17 protein-coding genes are annotated in these 19923 nt (G+C 49.8%); 8 read left to right on the top strand and 9 right to left on the bottom strand.

All coding sequences use genetic code 11. The annotated features are described in order from the left end of the window. Positions 1-9 precede the first annotated feature (9 nt). The 3 genes from AC3ISQ_RS00085 to ibpA all read right to left on the bottom strand — a co-directional run bounded on the left by AC3ISQ_RS00085 (position 10) and on the right by ibpA (position 2772). Entirely contained in the window at positions 10-1668 is a 1659-nt protein-coding gene (locus AC3ISQ_RS00085; RefSeq protein ID WP_489349950.1) for a putative transporter, read from the bottom strand. A gap of 170 nt (positions 1669-1838) precedes the next feature. After that, positions 1839-2264 (bottom strand): small heat shock chaperone IbpB, encoded by a 426-nt coding sequence (gene ibpB / locus AC3ISQ_RS00080; RefSeq protein WP_489349949.1) that lies wholly within the window; start codon positions 2262-2264, stop codon positions 1839-1841. Between the two features lie 94 nt (positions 2265-2358). Beyond that, on the bottom strand, positions 2359-2772 hold the full coding sequence (gene ibpA, locus AC3ISQ_RS00075) for a small heat shock chaperone IbpA (protein ID WP_489349947.1): 414 nt from the start codon (positions 2770-2772) through the stop codon (positions 2359-2361). A gap of 298 nt (positions 2773-3070) precedes the next feature. Here ibpA and AC3ISQ_RS00070 point away from each other — a divergent pair, with 298 nt between their 5' ends. From AC3ISQ_RS00070 to AC3ISQ_RS00055, 4 genes are all read left to right on the top strand, one after another. Next, complete coding sequence (locus AC3ISQ_RS00070) at positions 3071-3412, top strand: YceK/YidQ family lipoprotein (RefSeq protein WP_489349945.1); 342 nt, start codon at positions 3071-3073, stop codon at positions 3410-3412. Positions 3413-4044: 632 nt separating this feature from the next. Continuing rightward, positions 4045-5418: an S-type pyocin domain-containing protein gene (locus AC3ISQ_RS00065; RefSeq protein ID WP_489349943.1), complete on the top strand. Its 1374-nt coding sequence runs from the start codon at positions 4045-4047 to the stop codon at positions 5416-5418. 1 nt (position 5419) lies between these two features. Continuing rightward, the gene (locus tag AC3ISQ_RS00060; RefSeq protein WP_489349941.1) at positions 5420-5674 is read left to right on the top strand and encodes a bacteriocin immunity protein; all 255 of its coding nucleotides are present in this window, start codon (positions 5420-5422) and stop codon (positions 5672-5674) included. Between the two features lie 257 nt (positions 5675-5931). Beyond that, the gene (locus AC3ISQ_RS00055) at positions 5932-6459 is read left to right on the top strand and encodes a CbrC family protein (protein ID WP_489349939.1); all 528 of its coding nucleotides are present in this window, start codon (positions 5932-5934) and stop codon (positions 6457-6459) included. Between the two features lie 197 nt (positions 6460-6656). On the opposite strand, the gene AC3ISQ_RS00050 is transcribed toward AC3ISQ_RS00055, so the two are convergent. Then, the gene (locus AC3ISQ_RS00050; RefSeq protein WP_489349937.1) at positions 6657-7922 is read right to left on the bottom strand and encodes a YidR family protein; all 1266 of its coding nucleotides are present in this window, start codon (positions 7920-7922) and stop codon (positions 6657-6659) included. Between the two features lie 126 nt (positions 7923-8048). On the opposite strand from AC3ISQ_RS00050, the gene AC3ISQ_RS00045 reads away from it, so the two are divergent. The 4 genes from AC3ISQ_RS00045 (at position 8049) to AC3ISQ_RS00030 (ending at position 12921) form a co-directional block, all read left to right on the top strand. Further along, positions 8049-8657 carry a helix-turn-helix transcriptional regulator gene (locus tag AC3ISQ_RS00045; protein WP_489349935.1) on the top strand — a complete coding sequence of 203 codons (609 nt, stop codon included), beginning with the start codon at positions 8049-8051 and terminating at the stop codon, positions 8655-8657. Next, entirely contained in the window at positions 8654-9622 is a 969-nt protein-coding gene (locus tag AC3ISQ_RS00040; protein ID WP_489349933.1) for a threonine/serine dehydratase, read from the top strand. Before AC3ISQ_RS00045 ends, AC3ISQ_RS00040 begins: the two co-directional genes overlap by 4 nt. After that, on the top strand, positions 9609-10550 hold the full coding sequence (locus AC3ISQ_RS00035) for an ornithine cyclodeaminase family protein (protein ID WP_489349931.1): 942 nt from the start codon (positions 9609-9611) through the stop codon (positions 10548-10550). The genes AC3ISQ_RS00040 and AC3ISQ_RS00035 overlap by 14 nt, the downstream gene beginning before the upstream one ends. A 382-nt stretch (positions 10551-10932) precedes the next feature. Continuing rightward, entirely contained in the window at positions 10933-12921 is a 1989-nt protein-coding gene (locus AC3ISQ_RS00030) for an autotransporter outer membrane beta-barrel domain-containing protein (RefSeq protein WP_489349929.1), read from the top strand. 37 nt (positions 12922-12958) lie between these two features. Here AC3ISQ_RS00030 and yidA read toward each other — a convergent pair whose 3' ends face one another. The 5 genes from yidA to dnaA form a co-directional block, all read right to left on the bottom strand. Beyond that, positions 12959-13774, bottom strand: coding sequence for a sugar-phosphatase (gene yidA / locus AC3ISQ_RS00025; RefSeq protein ID WP_489349927.1), 816 nt, complete (start codon positions 13772-13774; stop codon positions 12959-12961). Between the two features lie 124 nt (positions 13775-13898). Next, positions 13899-16313: a DNA topoisomerase (ATP-hydrolyzing) subunit B gene (gene gyrB, locus AC3ISQ_RS00020; RefSeq protein WP_489349925.1), complete on the bottom strand. Its 2415-nt coding sequence runs from the start codon at positions 16311-16313 to the stop codon at positions 13899-13901. Positions 16314-16331: 18 nt separating this feature from the next. Then, positions 16332-17420 (bottom strand): DNA replication/repair protein RecF, encoded by a 1089-nt coding sequence (gene recF, locus AC3ISQ_RS00015; protein ID WP_489349923.1) that lies wholly within the window; start codon positions 17418-17420, stop codon positions 16332-16334. Positions 17421-17423: 3 nt separating this feature from the next. Further along, positions 17424-18524 (bottom strand): DNA polymerase III subunit beta, encoded by a 1101-nt coding sequence (gene dnaN, locus AC3ISQ_RS00010; RefSeq protein WP_489349921.1) that lies wholly within the window; start codon positions 18522-18524, stop codon positions 17424-17426. Between the two features lie 4 nt (positions 18525-18528). Further along, positions 18529-19923 carry a chromosomal replication initiator protein DnaA gene (gene dnaA, locus AC3ISQ_RS00005; protein WP_489349919.1) on the bottom strand — a complete coding sequence of 465 codons (1395 nt, stop codon included), beginning with the start codon at positions 19921-19923 and terminating at the stop codon, positions 18529-18531.

Raw genomic sequence — 19923 nt, 5'->3', positions numbered from 1 at the left:
CCCGGTCAGTCACATTGCCCAGAACAATACCGCAAGCAGTTGTGGCGACATAATGCGCAGGAACATCGCCAGCGGGTAAACGGTAGCATAAGACAGCGCTGCTGCGCCGCAACTAGGGTGCAAACCATTGGCGAAGGCCAACGCTGGTGGATCAGTCATCGAACCGGCCAACATGCCGGACAGAGTCAGATAGTTCATTTTGCCCACCGTCCGCGCCAAAATTCCGACGGTAAGCAGTGGAATGGCGGTGATTAACGCACCATAACCAATCCATGCCAATCCATCACCGTTAATCAAGGTATCGACAAAGTTCCCACCAGATTTCAACCCGACCACCGCCAAGAACAACACAATCCCCAATTCGCGCAACGCTAGGTTGGCACTCGGCGGCATAAACCAATACAACTTGCCGATGCTACCGATACGCCCAAGGATTAACGCCACCACCAACGGCCCACCGGCCAACCCCAAGCGCAATGCGGCAGGGAAACCAGGCACAAACAGCGGAATAGAACCCAGTAAAACGCCCAAGCCAATGCCGATAAACACCGGCAGCATTTGCACCTGTTGCAGTTTTTGCTTGGCGTTACCGACGATTGCAGCGACCGCTTCAATTGACTCTGGTCGGCCGACGAGGTTAAGAATGTCACCAAATTGCAGCGTTACATTGCTACCCGCGACTAACTCAACCCCAGCACGATTCAGACGAGAAACCACCACATCATATTTTTGTTTCAGGTTAAGCTCGCGGATTTTTTTGCCTAACACTTTCTCGTTGGTAACGACCGCACGTACCACCTGTAAAGCCGTACCACGTGTCGACAGCGACGCATCGACTTCTTCACCAATGACCAGTCTGGCATTTTCTAACTGTTCACGTTTACCGACCAAATGCAGGTAATCACCCAGCTCCAATTTCTCATGCGGCGCTGGCACCATTAGGAGATCACCACGCTTTAAGCGCGAGCAGATGATGTCGTCGCTGTTGAGCAGCGGAACATGCTGGATTGCCATTCCTTGCAGATTCGGGTTACGCACCGCCACGTTCATGGTGTGTAGCAGTTCGCGGTTATTACCCAAACTGTTATCAAACGCCTGTGCTTCCTGTTCGATATTGATGCGGAAGAACAGGCGAATCAGCCACATCACCAGCAGAATGCCGCAGATACCGAACGGGTAAGCCATCGCATAACCCATCCCCATGCGATCCACCAGCGCCGGATCGGAGCCAAGGTCGGTCAGAATTTGCTGCCCTGCACCGAGCGCCGGGGTGTTGGTCACCGCACCGGAAAACACGCCAAGGATAATCGGCAACGGTACGGCAAATAGCTTGTGTATGATTGCCGCCACCACGCCGCCAACCAGTACCAGCAGAATAGCAAAACCGTTAAGCCGCAAACCTGAAACGCGTAGGGAAGAGAAAAAGCCAGGGCCCACCTGAATACCGATGGTGTACACAAACAGGATCAGACCAAATTCCTGGATGAAATGCAGCATGTCACCGTTAAGGTTGATTTGATAACTCTGAGCGAAATGCCCGACAATAATGCCACCAAACAGCACACCACCGATGCCCAACCCCACGCCATACACTTTCCAGTTACCGATCCACAGTCCCAGCACAGCCACCAACGCCAACATGCTGACAGTCAGGGCGATATCGCTCATAGGTCACATCCTTGCTATAAGTTTAAGATTCTTTTTACCCGGACTGACGGGCTAAGCACTTACCATTAATAGGGATTCTGACATAAGGATCTTAGGGGGACTGTGGGTTGTACCACAGAATGCAACGGGGGAAGCCCGTTTGGACTTCCCCCGTGAGATAACTATTTTTTTCAGGCAGTTATTTGCGGTGTACTGCCGATAGCAATACGCTGTGGCTGCAAGGCTTCTGGCACCTGACGCACCAGATCAATATGCAGCAGGCCATTTTCAAATTTAGCCTCTGAGACCTGTAAATGCTCAGCCAATGTGAAGCTTAGGGTAAAGTCTTTGCATATCAGCCCTTGATGCAGATATTCCACCTGTTTTTCCGGCGGAGTCGGTTTCCCCGTCACCGTCAAACGTGGCCCTTCAACTTCAATGTCCAGTTCGCTTTGTTTAAATCCAGCCAATGCCAGAGAGATGCGATAGTGGTTGTCGTCACTTTTTTCAATATTGTAAGGCGGAAAACCCTGAGGTTCTTGACCCCCCATTGAACTGGCTAATTTATCGAAACCAATCCATTGACGCAGAAGTGGGGATAAGTCGTAATTACGCATAATATTTAACTCCTTCTATGAAGCGAGGTAGATTTATATTTGCCCCCTGACGGCAGGCATGGTGACATTTCGCTATCATCAGCGAAAATAAGAATTATTTAATTTCTATCCGGCGCGGTTTTAATGTTTCCGGCACAATGCGTTCCATATCGATATACAACAAACCATTTTCCAATTTGGCACCTTTGATTTGAATATGCTCAGCCAGTTGGAATTTTCGCTCGAAGTTACGCTCGGCAATACCTTGATATAAGTAGGTTCTTTCGGCAGTTGACGCTTCGTGAGCACCGCGAACGATCAACAGGTTGTCTTGACTGGTGATCTCCAGCTCTTGCTCGGCAAAACCCGCCACGGCGATAGCAATGCGATAATGGTTTTCATCCACCAACTCAACATTATACGGAGGGTAACCACCATTACCTTGGCTCTGCCCTGCTTCCAAGGCATTGAATAAACGGTCGAAACCGATAGCGGAACGATACAGCGGGGAAAGATCGAAATTGCGCATAACATAGCCTCCTAAGGCACTCAGCGAGGTTTAAATATTCCGTCTTCCGTTAATGGAACGACGATAAAAAGCCAGAATTCCCTGACGGCAAATTCTCAAATTGGCCTTGTAGATAAAATGGAGGTTGATAAGCCTATTTCAACCTATCATGATAAAAAATTGTCACTCCGGCATTTACACTATTCACCATAAAGTGCGATAGCCGCCACAGAGCGTAATGTTGGTACTTTAAAAACCCTGTTGGGATGTTATAAACCAGGAAAATATTCGGGGATACACAGCACCCTAGGATCAAACAATGAGAATGATAAAAATAATGGCAACCAGCTGTGCACTTTTCGTCACTAGCGGTTGCTCCAGCATTATGAACCACACCGGGCCGGATCGGGGCTACTACCCTGGCACCCGTACCAGTGTAGAAATGCTGAAAGATGATGGCACCGGATGGGTAATGAAACCGCTAGTAGCATTAGATTTACCGCTATCCGCAGTGATGGACACCGTGCTACTACCCTACGATTACCTACGCGCTGACGGCGATAAGAGCAACGACTCGCCGAAAGAGCGCATCATGCGTGAAGAGCAAAAGAACCTAGCCGCCACCGGTAATCCGGGGCAAGGCGAACCGCTAGCTCATTGATTAAAAACCCCGGAGAGCCGCTGTGACTCACCGGGGAATTGCCCACCAAAATTATGAGAAAAGCGCCACGTTTTTCTCATCAACTTTGCCTTACTCCATCAAAAATCAACATTTTCATATCGTTACCCGTAATCTACAGCAAGGTACTTACGCCTTTATTGTATCGAATATCGATATATTATGATTCGTAGCTTTCGATGTAAGGACATGGCAAAGCTTGCTCAAGGCATCAGCGTGAAACGTTTTAAAAATAATGAAAACAGCAATCCGACTTGCTAAGACTAATAACCGTTATGTTACGTGCCAATTCCCACACAACCCATGATGCTCGTGGCCTTTCCATTACGACTTTACTATGTATATGCATACAGTTTTTGTGTGCATTTTATTAAAATACAGTGAGGAAAAGGATATGAGTGGAAATGGTGCCGACAATGCCCATAACAACCAGTTTGGCGGCGGTGGACGCGGACCAACTGGGGGCGTCAATATGGGTTCAGGGAGTTCCAGTGGAAATGCTGGAGATCGGGGTAATGGCTACTGGCGTTATGACCCTGGTGTTCCGGCTCCGATAAAGTATGGTCCTGATGGTCAAGTGCGAATAGAAATCACAGGAGGAATGAGCTGGGTGAGTGATAGCTCCATTCACTGCACGTATTAATCAGGCACGCACCTTAGTTCAGGCTCAATTGAATGCCAAAAATGCTGCCGCGGCGGCTAAAAAGTTGGCAGATGAAAAAGAAGCGGCAGATGTTGCAGCCAAAGCACAGGCTGTCGCAGAGGCAAAAGCGAAAGCCGCCGCTGAAGCTGCATCCAAAGCTGCAGCAAAGGAAGCGGCCATGTCTAAATTGGAACAGCCTAATGTCTTTGGAATGTCTGGTTTTCCTATTGCTGCTGCTGTTTCTTCTGCTCCAATCACTTTTGCCGAGACTGGTTTGGGTTCTTTGGTATTAGGTGACATTGCAGCCACTGCGGCTTGGGCTGCAGTCAGATCAGCTCTTGCTGACCTAACGGGTGTTGTTATCTCTGGTAGTGGTTTGGGGGCGTTGATTGCTTCCGTGGCTTACATACCGAGTGCCGGTGAAGGTAGCGACAAGGTACCGGGGCGTGACGAGGCCAATATGTTCTTGTCAGCGATTCCTGCAGATGCCATTAGACTGCCTGATGATAAAACCTTGAATGTGGCCGCAGCAGCCAAAGGGACGGTGGATTTACCTGTTCGGGGCCGAGTGTATTTCAGTGATAATACGTTTAAAACTTATCTAGTCCGCACCACTACCCCTACACCAGTTCGAGTTATTCAAGCGGCCCGCGATGAGGTTACCGGGTTATATGGCTATACCGTTCCGGCAGAAAATGAAATACCTTCACGGACTATACTGGTGTCACCAGATAAAACACCGGGCTATAAAGGATTGCCGCCTCTTGTCACACCTTTGCAAGGGAAGATTGCGCCAGATAATACGGGTAATCGGTCACCCGTTGTTATAAAACCGGTTATCGAGTCATTCCCAATGGCCGATGACCTAGATTTCCGTGATTTAATTCTGATCTTCCCTGCCGAGACGGGAATGAAACCGCTGTACATACTACTGCAAAGCGGGCGGGATTTACCGGGTAAGGTAGAAGGAAGAGGGACTAACGTCACTGGGACATGGCTTGATGGTGCAGGTAAAGACATAGGAGTACCTATCCCAACCCAAATCGCTGATAAGCTGCGCGGCAGGGAATTCAGTCGTTTTACTGGGTTTAGCCAAGCCTTCTGGCGAGAAATGTCGAAAGACCCAGAGATGGCGAAGCAATTAGAACCGGGTAGTGTAGCTACAATGAAGAATGGTTGTGCGGCGTATGTTCGAAAGAGTGAACGTGCTGGCAAACGAGTAAAGGTAGAGCTTCACCATGTAAAACCTATTAGTGAAGGTGGCGCCGTCTATGATATCGATAATATTCGTGCAGTAACACCTAAACGACATGTCGAAATTCATTCAAAAAATGGAGGTAAATAAAATGACTGATAAAACAATTGCAGATTATACGGAAAAGGATTTTTTGGATTTTGTAAAGGGAATTTATAATGATACTTACCCTTCCGAAGACGCTCATATTAATGCTGTTATGGAGTTTGAGAGGTTGTCTGAACACCCTGCGGGCTCAGATTTGCTCTATTATCCTGAAAGTGGAAAGCAAGGGCCAGAAGCTATCATAAAGGAAGTCAAAGAATGGCGTTCCAAGAATGGTAAGTCAGGTTTCAAAAAAACCTAACGGCAGTACCTTTCCCAAACCAGCCCGGCATCTTTTGCTGGGCTTCTTTTTAGGTGAGCCAAAAATAGTAAATAAAGTTTTAAATCCACTTGATTTTACTATGGTTTATAATCAGTAACTGATATTCAATAACTTTGAATTTATTGGGTGTCATAAACCTATCTTGCCAATAGCTGTAGAGCAGGTAGTGTAGAAAGAATAATTTTAATCGGTTACATACAAACCGAAATATCATCACAAAGTTAAGGAGAACAACAATGGAAAGAGAGCTACCGCAATTTACTTATCTCAGTGACGAATTCGTTAAGAGCGTGTTCGAAAAAACAACCTCAATATGTGATTGCTGCAAGATGGAAAGTCCCTATCGTTACTCCGGCTCTGTATACATGGCCGGAAATGAAGATATCACTCTTTGCCCGTGGTGTATCCATGACGGTAGCGCAGCCAAAAAATACCAAGCCAGTTTCAATGAGATATACGGTGAGGAATTAGCTGAACCCATTATCAAAACGGTTTGTGAGCAAACGCCAGGTTATAGTTCATGGCAAGAGCAAAGCTGGGCAACGCATTGCAATGATGCCTGTGTCTACCATGGTGACGCGACTTCTGAGGATGTTGCCGAAGCTAGTGAGCAAACGCGCCAGCAGTGGATGAATTATTATGAGCAAGACGCAGAGAGCTGGTCCCATTTTATGAAAGATTACCATCCTGGTGGCGATCAAGGCGTTTACAAATTCATCTGTCGGCACTGTGGTCTGATTGTCTTTAACTGGGATTTCTCCTGAGTGGTTTGTTGAACTTGCAGGTGTGAAGAGTGATTTCAAACGCAAGCCGTTACAGCTAACTATGCCAAACGCCGCGGCAAGCTTGGAGTTTTACGTTCTCCACTGGGAAATCATTTAGAAGTACTGAAAGGGATACGAACTGGTATTAGCAGAGCGGGGAACAACATCGCTACTATCATCCCCGCCAACCAATCACATCAAATCGTCACCACGAAGATTTGATTAAAACCGTCCACTTCGCGCATAAACGCCACCTGTTTACCGTTTGGTGAGAACACCACTGCGTCACCGCTAGGGGGTTGCGGAGTGCGGAGTGTCAGGCGTTGCATTCGTCCGTTGGCTATCTCACACAACATCACGCTGTTATCGCACACCAACGCAATTTTACCGCCCTGCGGATGCCAACTAAATGCCGATTGAATACTTTGCTCGCCATGCGTCACTTGGCGTGGTTCTCCGCCGTTCGGCGAAACCGTCCAGAGCTGCACGACATCCTGTGAATCTTTCATCAAGAAAGCAATTTGGCTGCCATCAGGCGAACTACGCAACCAGTGACGAGGCGTGTTTGCCAAACCGCGGCCAAAAGTGAGTCGACGCTGTTTAACGCCTAACGGCGGAGCAGGCAGCGACGTTTCGGTTCCCTGCAACGGTAAGGTTCCCGACTTAACGTAATCTGCGTCATTCTCCGGCAGATCAACGATAAACACTTCTGGCACTTTTTCGCCGCTCGCAGAAAGCGTATCGCCAATAAATGCCAATGCCCAACGTTGCAAACTACCGTCAGGTTTACGGTAGCCATGTTGCCCAATCCAACTCTCTTCATAAGCTCGATTGATCTGATCGCTGCCCGGTTGCGGTTGTGGCGTCGTGGAGGTCACTAGCACACAATAGTGGCTGCCGTCGTATTCACGCGGATGTTGCTTGGGAGGATTCACACCATGCAGTGGCACGGCAATGCCGACATTGCGTAAATCCAAAGTAGGATCGCGTTCATGCATCACATGGTCGTTGTAGGTAAAACTCAGGCGACTACCGTCCGGGCTGAATACATGTACATGCGTACCGCCACGTAACGCACCGGGGGTATAAGGGGCGGTGATATCCATCGCATCCAACGTGATCGCCAATTCGCGATCCGGTTCACTGACAATCACACCTCGCCGGTGATGAAAATCGTAATGCCAAACGCTATCAGGGTGTTCTGGACCATGAATAAACGCATATCGCGCAGGGGAGTCAGGGCTGACAGTCACCACACCAACATGTGCCCCATGCTGCGCACGATAAATAACTTCAACTTCACCGCTGACGGCGTTCACTCGTTCGATGGTCAAACCGGTAAAAGAGGCGCCACTCGGGCGAACGTCGTACACCAGCCACTGACTATCTGGCGTCCAGACGTTGATATTAGTTAACTGATGGCCGCGAGGGGCGAAAGTCAGTTGTTTTTCCCGAGGGTTCATGGCGGCTCTCCTGTCACACTGAACCGCCATCTTAGCTGAACAACCGACGCGTTTCACAGGAGAGTGGTTTACATGACAGACAAAAAAGTACAAACTGGATTTTTAAGTCTAAATTAAAACCTGACTATGTTGACTCGATACCACGCTATTGCCGATGCCATCGCGATGCTGTTTGCCCCTTATGCCGAAGTAGCGATCCACGATCTCGCCAACCAAACCTTGGTTTATATCGCCAATAACCGTTCACAGCGCGAACTCGGAGAAGATTCCAACCTGAGTGATTTGCAGAAAGATTACGATTTACGGGTGATCGGCCCTTATCTGAAACGTAATTGGGACGGTAGCCAATTGCGCTCGATCAGCGCGGTATTGCGGGATGACCATGACAACCCGATCGGCCTGATGTGCATCAATTTGGATGTTACGGTGCTGGAGAGTGCTAAGGCCGCGTTGGATGATCTATTTCTTGTTGGTAACCGTTTGCAGCCACAACCCGCCGTGCTGTTTCAAGACGATTGGCAGGAGCGCATCAACGCCTTTATCCACCAATGGCTACAACAGCGGCAACAGACACTCAGTAGCTTAAGCGGTGCCGGGCGCCGAGCATTGGTGGAGGCGTTGTATCACGAAGGTGCCTTCAAAGGAAAAAATGCGGCGGGTTATGTAGCAAAAATCCTCGGTATCGGCCGCGCGACGGTCTACAACTATCTGAAAAGTCTTAAGGAGTCGGTATGAGCAGTTTGTTTGATGAAATTGTTTCCGCCCATCAGGCGTTACGCCCACAGGTTCGCGTTACACCATTGGAGCGCAGCGTACTGCTTTCGCAGCAATTAGGTTGCGAATTGTACCTAAAGTGCGACCATTTGCAGCATACCGGCTCATTCAAGTTTCGCGGTGCCAGTAACAAAATGCGCTTAATGAGTGCGGAACAGCGTAAAAACGGCGTGATTGCGGCTTCTACTGGTAATCACGGTCAAGCGGTGGCACTGGCTGGCAAACTGATGGGTGTTAACGTCACCGTTTATGCACCCGCTACAGCGGCGGCGGTTAAGTTAGACACTATTCGCGCTCTGGGTGGCAAGGTTGAACTGGTTCCGGGCGATGCGCTCAATGCCGAGCTGGCTGGGGAGAGAGCCGCCTGCGAGCAAAATAAAATCTATATCTCTCCTTATAACGATGAGCAGGTGATCGCCGGCCAAGGCACCTGTGGGATGGAGCTGATAGAGCAACAACCCGATCTGGATGCCGTATTCGTTGCCGTTGGTGGCGGTGGCTATATTTCTGGAATTGGTAGCGTACTGAAGCAATTGTCGCCGAAAACGCAAGTGATCGCCTGTTGGCCGAAAAATGCCACCAGCATGTACAGCGCATTAAAAGTGGGACACATTTTCCCGGTAGAAGAGCAAGATACCCTGTCCGATGGCACTGCCGGTGGCGTAGAACCGGGTGCGATCACCTTCCCACTGTGCCAGCAAGTGATCGACCGTAAAGAGTTGGTGAGCGAAGAAGAGATCAAACAGGCAATGCGCATGATTGCCACCAGCGACCGTTGGATTATCGAAGGCGCTGCCGGAGTAGCATTGGCTGTCGCAATCAGACTGGCACCCGAGTTTCAGGGTAAGAAAGTAGCCGTCGTGTTGTGCGGAAAAAACATCGTGTTGGAAAAATACCTGAAGGCGATCATCGATGAAAATCATTGATAAACAACAAATTCTTCAGGCATTCGACGCAGATAAAATCACAACGCTGCTAAAAAAAGGCTTTATTGCCTATTCACAACAGCAGGTCCAGCAGCCGCCAGTGCAACATTTCCTGTTTAATCAAGCGGAAGGGGATTGCTGTATCAAATCCGCTTGGTTGGAAGGTGATGAACAGTTTGTGGTGAAAGTTTCGTCTGGTTTTTACCGTAATCCACAATGTGGATTGGCCAGCAACCAAGGCTTGATGATGGCTTTTTCGGCGCAGACCGGCGAACCTCAAGCGCTATTATTAGACGAAGGTTGGCTCACTGCGCTACGCACTGCGTTAGCCGGGCGGATTGCTGCCGAACTGTGCGCGCCAGAAGAGATTCAGGCCATCGGTATTGTCGGCACCGGTATGCAAGCACGTTTGCAGTTACAGCAATTAAAAGCGCTAACCGACTGCCGTGAAGTTTGGGTTTGGGGACGCAATGCCGAAAGTTTACAGGCTTATCAGCAAGAAATGACCGCTGAAGGTTTTCGGGTTCATTGCACGCAAAACGCCGCTGAGCTAGCCGCACATTGTCGCTTGATCGTCACGACCACGCCAAGCCGCGAACCGATCCTGCAAGCCACCGATATTCAACCCGGCACCCATATCACCGCAGTCGGTGCCGATGGTGCGGGCAAACAGGAATTGGCTACCGAGTTAGTCGCAAAAGCCGATGCGATTGTGGTGGATGCATTGAGTCAATGCGGTGAGTTTGGCGAAACTTCACGTGCTTATCAGCAAAATTTGCTGGCATCTGTGCCGATCGTCGAGTTAGGGAACGCTTTGCAGCGCAGCGAACGAGTACGCCAAAATGCACAGCAAATCACCCTCGCCGATCTGACCGGCTTAGCGATTCAGGATGTACAGATTGTGAAAGGGATCTTGGCGGCGTTATAGGCCATCTTTAGGGCGCAGTGCAAAACTGCGCCTTCGTTCAATCAGCCATTCAGCACAAACTTCTCAATCACTCGCGCCACAGTCAAATGTTCGACTCATCTGTCACTTCAATACAACTATCCTAATACCATCTGAATTTACTACATCAGTGTGGTAATCACTTGATACATAGTGAAAACGAACTAATATAAAACAATAAAATAACATTAAATAAACAAATAAAAACAATTCATGAGGTCTTTACCTCAAGAGTATTCATTTCCTACTTTGCTGTATAAATTATAACAATGACATTTTAATCTAATTAATAATTAAACAATATCAATAGGATAAATAAAAAGTGCACAACATCCACTCAAATCCTCATTATCGAACTTTCATCTTGAAAGTATCTTCTTTAGTCATCACCACACTACTTTCTGGCAATGCTTATACTTCCCCCACAGGAAACATCATTTTTCTTGGTACGACTAAAGATTTACAGCATTCAATTTGGTTATCTGCCATCAAACCGGGAGAGTTTACCGTTAATTTTCCCGTGAATAACACGACTATTGATAACTGGTCACAGGCCAAAGCAGGACTACATTTAACAGTATCACCAGAAGTCAGCACTTCGGGTGGAACGCATAATTTACTTACCAGCAATCAACAGTTGTTGGATTCCGCCGAACAGCGCGCGAGGCGTTTTTGGTTCCCCCCTAATTTCACTTTACCAGAACATTTGAAACAATCTGGTCGCTCTGGTAGTGACAACGGTCATCATCATGGGGGTGGAAACAGTGGTAATGGCGTAGGTAACCAAGGGGGGACTGGCGGCGGTGATAACGGCCATCATCATGGCGGCGGGAACAGTGGCAATGGTGGCGGGAACCAAGGGGGTACTGGCGGCGGCGTTCCCCCGTTATCCATCATAAGATCTATATTCCCGCAAGGCACACAAACTTTACCGGGCGTTGTGCCACCACAAGGCACACAAACTTTACCGGGCATTGTGCCACCACAAGGCACACAAACTTTACCGGGCGTTATACCACCACAAGGCACACAAACTTTACCGGGCGTTATACCACCACAAGGTACACAAACTTTACCGGGCATTGTGCCACCACAAGGCACACAAACTTTACCGGGCGTTGTGCCACCACAAGGCACACAAACTTTACCGGGCGTTATACCACCACAAGGTACACAAACTTTACCGGGCATTGTGCCACCACAAGGCACACAAACTTTACCGGGCGTTATACCACCACAAGGCACACAAACTTTACCGGGCGTTGTGCCACCACAAGGCACACAAACTTTACCGGGCATTGTGCCACCACAAGGTACACAAACTTTACCGGGCATTGTGCCACCGCAAGGAACATGGGTATTACCGCCGGGTTATTCCCCAACTACACCATCAACGCAATTACCGATGGATACTGGTGCAGTAACTGCTGGAAAAACGGCCACATATAATCAACAAGATTTGATCGCTTTTTGTCAGGATGCAGAAAAGAATAAAAAGACCACTCAACTAGATGATATTTGCAATCAATTACGAGCCTCTCAGATAAAAGAGAAAACTTGGAATATCTGGGTAGATGAGACGTTTTACGACATCAGTGATCATCGAAATAACATGGATTTAACCGGCACCAGTAATTCTTTAACCACTGGGCTTGATAAAACACTGGATAATGGTCTGCTATTAGGCTTTTCATACAGTTTGCAACACAGCAGAAGTTCGGCTTTCAACGATGATATGAGATTCAAATCGAAGGGTTACAGCCTAGGTCCTTATGTGGTTTATCAGTATTCCGACCATTGGTCAGTCGATGGTTCTCTTTCTTATGGTCGCAGCCGTAATCGACAAGATCTGTTGTTTTTATCCAGCGATTATCATTCGGACTCCTACGCGACCAGTTTAGGTACCAGTGGCAGTTATCAGTACCAAGAAACCTTCATTCGTCCACGGGTTTCTATCAGTTACAGCCACTATCGCGATCAAAGCTATCAAATGTCCGGTGATTACAGCGGTAAAACCATAAATCTGGATCAAAATGCTAACAGCTATAATTATGGTGAAATTGATAGTTCAATCGAAGTCAGTAGAATATTTGGGTTAAACGACAATTTAACGATCATGCCTTATGCCGAGTTAGGTATAAACTATGCTTTCGAACGTCCTAATGACGGCAAAATGCTCTCTGGAAGCCTAACTCAAGTTGATACAGGTGCAGTTTATGGCACCGCCAAAGTTGGGGTACGTGCCTTACTGCCATACAACTTTATGTTATCGGTACGAGGGGGATATACCAGTATTGGGCAGAATGGTTTGAATAGCAGTGAGTGGAATGTAAATTTATCGCACTCGTTTTAAGCCGTGAACCCGCGTCATATGACGCGGGTTCCATTTTTTAAGCACTCAGCACAAACCTCTCAATCGCTCGTGCCACGCCGTCTTCAGTATTGGTGGTCGTGATATGCTGCGCCACAGCCTTCAACTCTGGAATGGCGTTGCCCATCGCCACACCAACGCCAGCATATTCAATCATCGCGGTATCGTTAGCCTGATCGCCCAGCGCCATTACGTTTTCCCGTGGAATGTTGAGGTGATCGGCCAGCATTTTCACGCCAGCGCCTTTATCGACGCGCTGATGCAGAATTTCCAAATAATATGGTGCACTTTTCATGATGGTGTAACGCTCACGCGCTTCTGCAGGTAGGCGAGCAATTGCGCTATCGAGCAGTTCCGGCTCGTCAACCATCATCACTTTCGGGAAACGCATGCTGCGATCCATCTCTTCCACACTGCGGTATTTCAGCGGGATGCCGGTCATAGAGGCTTCATGAATAGTGTATTTACCGATGTCTTTATTCGGGGTGTAAAGCGTATCGAAATCAAACGCCTGGAAGTGAACACCAAACTCGCGCGCCAATTTTTCGAAGTAGAGATAATCTTCAATATCGAGAGTTTCCTGCAACACGCAAGCACCGTCTGCCGCCTTCAATACCAGCGCACCGTTATAGGTAATGCAGAAATCGCCATCGCCCTGAATATCCAACTGACGCAGATAGTCCTGCACACCGACGTAGGGCCGTCCGGTCGCCAACACCACATGCACCCCTTTGGCGCGTGCTGCGGTAAGTGCCTGTTTTACTGCCGGGGTGATTTGATGCTGCGGGTTTAACAGCGTGCCATCCATATCAATTGCAATCAATTCAATCGCCATGCGCTTTTCTCCCAGTAATTTGCTTAATGCTAACGCGATTCAGCTTGCCATGTTTGTTGGCAAAAAGCATAAAAAAATCCGCACGAGTTGCCCGGTGCGGATTGGTCATTTTCAGATGCTGCCGTTAGATATCGATGTTCGCCGCTTTCAGGGCGTTATCTTCGATAAAGGCACGACGAGGTTCAACCGCATCGCCCATCAGAGTGGTGAACAGTTGGTCAGCCGCGATGGCATCTTTCACCATTACGCGCAACATGCGGCGGCTTTCAGGGTCCATGGTGGTTTCCCACAACTGCTCTGGGTTCATTTCACCCAGGCCTTTATAACGCTGGATTGCCAAGCCGCGACGTGACTCTTTCACCAGCCATTCCAATGCTTGCTCGAAGCTATCAACAGGTTGACGGCGCTCACCTCGTTCGATGAAAGCGTCGTCTTCGATCAGGCCACGCAGTTTTTCACCCAGTTGGCAGATCTTGCGATATTCGCCGCCATGGATGAAATCGAAGTCCAACTGATAATCGGTATCAACGCCGTGAGTACGGATGCGCAAAATCGGCTCAAACATCTGACGTTCACGGTTCTCGTGGATAACGAAATCGTAGCTGCTGCCGTGCTGCTCGTTTTCATTGAGCATTTTCACCAGCGATTCGATCCAAGTTTGCACCTTGGTTTGATCGCTCAAGTCGCCTTCAGCCAGCGTTGGCTGGTAAATCAGGTTGTTGAGCAACGCGCGTGGATAACGACGCTCCATACGGCCAATCAATTTCTGCACGCTGTAGTGCTCAGCAACCAGTTTCTCCAGCGGTTCACCCGCCAGTGCAGGTGCGTTGGCATTAGCATGCAGAGTCGCGCCGTCCAGAGCGATCGATATCTGATACTGATCCATCGCTTCGTCGTCTTTAATATACTGTTCTTGTTTGCCTTTCTTCACCTTGTACAACGGTGGCTGGGCAATAAACACATGACCACGTTCGATGATTTCTGGCATCTGACGATAGAAGAAGGTCAACAGCAGCGTACGGATGTGCGAGCCATCGACGTCAGCATCGGTCATGATGATGATGCTGTGATAACGCAGTTTGTCTGGGTTATATTCGTCACGGCCAATGCCGCAACCGAGCGCGGTGATCAAGGTAGCGACTTCCTGCGAAGACAGCATCTTGTCGAAACGCGCCTTTTCCACGTTAAGGATTTTACCTTTCAGCGGCAGGATCGCCTGGTTCTTACGGTTACGCCCCTGCTTAGCAGAGCCGCCCGCTGAGTCCCCTTCCACTAAGTACAGTTCGGAAAGTGCAGGATCACGTTCTTGGCAGTCAGCCAGTTTGCCCGGCAGACCGGCCAGATCCAACGCGCCTTTACGACGGGTCATTTCACGTGCTTTACGCGCTGCTTCACGAGCACGGGCAGCATCAATAATTTTACCGACCACGATTTTGGCATCACCCGGGTTTTCCAACAGGTAATCCACCAGCTTCTCGTTCATCAGCGTTTCGACCGCAGTTTTCACTTCGGAGGAAACCAACTTGTCTTTAGTCTGAGAAGAGAACTTCGGATCTGGCACTTTCACCGAAACCACGGCAATCAAACCTTCACGCGCATCGTCACCGGTGGCACTGATTTTGGCTTTTTTGCTGTAGCCTTCTTTTTCCATGTAGCTGTTCAGGGTACGGGTCATGGCGGTACGGAAACCGACCAAGTGAGTACCACCATCACGCTGTGGAATGTTGTTGGTAAAGCAGTAGATGTTTTCTTGGAAACCGTCGTTCCACTGCAACGCCACTTCCACACCAATGTCATCTTTCACGGTGGAGAAATAGAACACGTTCGGGTGGATCGGGGTTTTGTTTTTGTTCAGGTATTCAACAAACGCCTTGATACCGCCTTCGTAGTGGAAGTGGTCTTCTTTGTCGGTGCGTTTGTCTTTCAGGCGGATGGACACGCCGGAGTTAAGGAAAGACAGCTCGCGCAGGCGTTTTGCCAGAATATCGTATTCAAATTCGGTGTTGTTGGTGAATGTCGCGTAGCTCGGCCAGAAACGCACCGTGGTACCCGTTTGCTCCGTTTCACCAACCACTTTCAGTGGTGCTTGTGGTTCGCCGTGGCTGTAGGTCTGCTCATGCACCTTGCCTTCACGGCGGATCACCAGTTCCAGCTTCTCGGACAAGGCGTTAACCACCGAGACACCCACGCCATGCAGGCCACCAGAAACTTTATAGGAGTTATCGTCGAACTTACCGCCTGCGTGCAATACGGTCATGATGACCTGCGCCGCAGAGACCCCTTCCTCGTCATGAATACCGGTCGGGATGCCACGACCATCATCCTGTACCGAAACAGAATTATCGGCATGGATGGTCACTTGAATATCACTACAGTGGCCAGCGAGTGCTTCGTCGATAGCGTTGTCCACAACCTCGAATACCATGTGGTGCAGACCGGTGCCATCATCGGTATCACCGATATACATGCCCGGGCGCTTACGCACCGCATCCAGCCCTTTTAATACCTTGATACTTGAGGAGTCATAAGAATTCGACATCAACGTTTCTCGCTCATTTTAGTCCTGTGGTTGAACCGCTATTTTACCCTGTTCCACGCGGAACATCTTGCCCTTTTCACCCACCATGTCGGTGACTTGTTCAGCGCTCACTGCGCTGACAAAAACCTGAGCCTGGGTGGCTTTGAGGCGATCGGCCAGCAACCGACGACGGTCGGTGTCTAGCTCAGAGGCAAAATCATCTATCAGATACAGGCAACGCCGCCCGCTCTGCCGGGTGAGAAACTCACCCTGCGCCAAGCGCAATGCGCACATCAGCAATTTAAGCTGACCGCGCGATAATAAATCCTCTACCGGCGTACCTTCGGCACGAATACGGAAATCCGCCTTATGCGGCCCTAACGCGGTATAGGTTAATGCTCTGTCACGCTCAAACTGGCGCTCAAGTAGCTCGCCGTAGTCACTCTCTTTGTCCCAGCCGCGCTGGAAAGAGAAACTAAGGGCAAATTCAGGCAGAAACTGCGCACAGGTCGCGGTGATATCTTCCGCGATCGCTGCGCTGTAAGCTGCCCGCCACTCGCTGATACGCTCGGCCAATGGGATCAACTCTTGATCCCAAACGCGGATCTGCGCGTAGCGACTGACCTGGCGCAGCGCGGCGTTGCGCTGCTTCAGCAAGCGTTTCAGGTTGCTCCAGGCGGTGAAAAAACCGGGTTCGTTGTGAAAACATCCCCAGTCCAGGAAGGCGCGCCGAAACTTCGGCCCACCATTAAGTAGGGTAAAACCTTCAGGTGTAATCAGCTGCATCGGTAACATTTGCGCCAGCTCGGCCACTTTATGACCGTCACTACCATCGATGCGAACTTTGCTATCCCCCTGACGGCTCTTACTTAATCCTACTGACAGTTCGCGCTCTGCGCCGCTGTCGATTCGGCCATGCAGGATAAATTCCGGCTGGTCGTGGCGGATCACCCTTCCGGCTTGCAAGCTGCGAAACGCGCGCCCGTGGCCAAGAGTATATACCGCCTCTAACACGCTGGTCTTGCCGCTACCGTTGGCACCCACCAGAAAGTTAAACCCCGGCGCAGGTGCCAAATCCGCCGACTCGATATTGCGGAAGTCTTTGATCAGTAAACGCGTTAGAGCCATGAACTACAGACGCATCGGCATGACAACATAGGCCGCAGCCTGACTCGCACCGTCTTCGATCTGCACGCTAGAAGTGGAATCAGTCAGCAACAAACGCACATCTTCGCACTTCAATGCATTCAGCACGTCCAAGACATAGCTGACGTTAAAACCAATCTCCATTTCGGTGCCGTCGTAACTGACATCGAGGATCTCTTCCGCTTCTTCCTGCTCTGGGTTGTTAGCGGTGATCTTGAGTTGGTTCTGGCTGACGTACAGGCGCACACCGCGGAACTTCTCGTTCGACAAGATAGCCGCGCGAGCAAACGCCTGTTTGAGCAGATCGCAACCCGCTTCCAGCGTTTTGTCCGGATTCTTCGGTAATACGCGGCGATAATCAGGGAAACGACCGTCGACCAGCTTAGAAGTAAAGATAAAGTCACCCACATGGGCACGGATGTTGTTACTGCCGATCTGCAATTGCAACAGGCTATCGCCGCCGTCCAACAGACGCACCAGTTCCATCACCCCTTTACGCGGCACGATCACCGAATGGGATGGCAATTGTGTACCGATTGGCATTGAACAGACCGCTAAACGGTGACCATCAGTAGCCACGGTACGCAGTTCTTCGCCTTCGGTTTCGAACAGCATGCCGTTTAAGTAATAACGCACATCCTGATGAGCCATCGAGAACTGAGTGGCTTCGATCAAACGTTTCAACGTGGCCTGCGGCAAAGTGAATTCCACTTCGCTCTGCCAATCGTCGAGGTTCGGGAAGTCTACCGCTGGCAAGGTGGACAGCGAGAAACGGCTGCGGCCAGAACGCACCAACATACGCTCGCTTTCAAGCTGAACCGCAATCTCCGCGCCTTCCGGCAGGCCACGGCAGATATCAAAGAATTTACGCGCGGGGACGGTAGTCGCGCCCGCTTCGTGAGGTTGAGACAGGGGAACTCGCGCCACCATCTCCATTTCCAGATCGGTACCAGTCAGCAGCAGGGAACCTTCCGTTACCTGCAACAGCAGATTACCCAGAATTGGCAGCGTTGGGCGGCCACCCAACGGGCTGCTTACCTGTTGCAGCGGTTTTAGCAGATGCTCACGTTCAACGATAAATTTCATAGCGCTATGAGGATAATGTTCTGATTAAATTGGAGAAATCTTCTTTGATGTCGTGACTTTCCTCACGCAACTGCTCAATCTTCCGGCAGGCGTGCAACACCGTGGTATGGTCGCGGCCACCAAACGCATCGCCGATTTCTGGCAGGCTGTGGTTGGTGAGCTCTTTAGCCAATGCCATCGCCATTTGGCGCGGCCGGGCTACGGAGCGAGAACGCCGCTTGGACAGTAGATCCGCGATTTTAATTTTATAGTACTCGGCCACCGTCTTCTGAATATTATCGATGGTGACCAGCTTTTCCTGCAATGCCAGCAGATCGCGCAGCGCTTCGCGCACGAAATCAATAGTAATGGCACGGCCGGTAAAATTGGCGTTGGCGATCACCCGGTTCAGTGCGCCTTCCAGCTCACGCACGTTGGAACGCAGGCGTTTGGCAATAAAGAACGCCACTTCGCCCGGCAGACGGATATCGTTCTCGTCGGCCTTTTTCATCAGGATCGCCACGCGAGTTTCCAGCTCTGGCGGTTCGATCGCGACCGTTAAACCCCAACCGAAGCGAGATTTTAGACGATCTTCCACACCGTTGATCTCTTTCGGGTAGCGATCCGAGGTCAAAATGATCTGTTGGTTGCCTTCCAGCAGCGCGTTAAAGGTATGAAAAAACTCTTCCTGTGAACGCTCTTTGTTGGCAAAGAATTGGATGTCATCGATCAGCAGTGCATCAACGGAACGGTAATAACGCTTAAACTCTTCAATGGCGTTGTTTTGCAAGGCTTTAACCATGTCTTGCACAAAACGTTCGGAGTGCATGTACACCACTTTGGCATTGGCTTTACGCGCCATGATGCCGTTCCCCACCGCGTGCAACAGGTGAGTTTTACCCAAACCGGTACCGCCATAGAGGAACAGTGGATTGTAAGCGCCGCCGGGATTATCGGCGACTTGACGTGCTGCCGCACGAGCCAGTTGGTTAGACTTACCTTCAACGAAGTTATCAAAAGTATGCTTTGGGTTTACGTTCGAACGGTAAGACAGCTCAGGTTGCGGTGCCGCGTTGTCCCAACTAGGGCGCGAAGGTGCCGCGGTACGCGTAGTTGGTGCGACAGGAGCAGCACTGCGGCTTGCGGTCACGGTTTGTGTCACGACTTGGCTGATGGGTTTGCTGCCCACTTCAAATCGCAACAACGGTGCATCGGTGCCACAGAAATCATTCAGCAGCCCATTGATATTGTTTAAATATTTATCGCGAACCCAGTCCAGCACAAAGCGGTTCGGCGCATACAGCGCCAAGGTATTGTCACTCAGTTCCGCCTGCAATGGGCGTATCCACATACTAAATTCTGTGGCAGGTAACTCATCCTGCAATCGGGCAAGACACTGCTGCCAAAGCGAAAGTGACAC

The sequence above is a fragment of the Serratia sp. KH_031 genome (assembly GCF_057839655.1).
The sequence above is the reverse complement of the archived record's forward strand: the minus strand, read 5'-3'. Positions and strand labels throughout refer to the sequence as shown.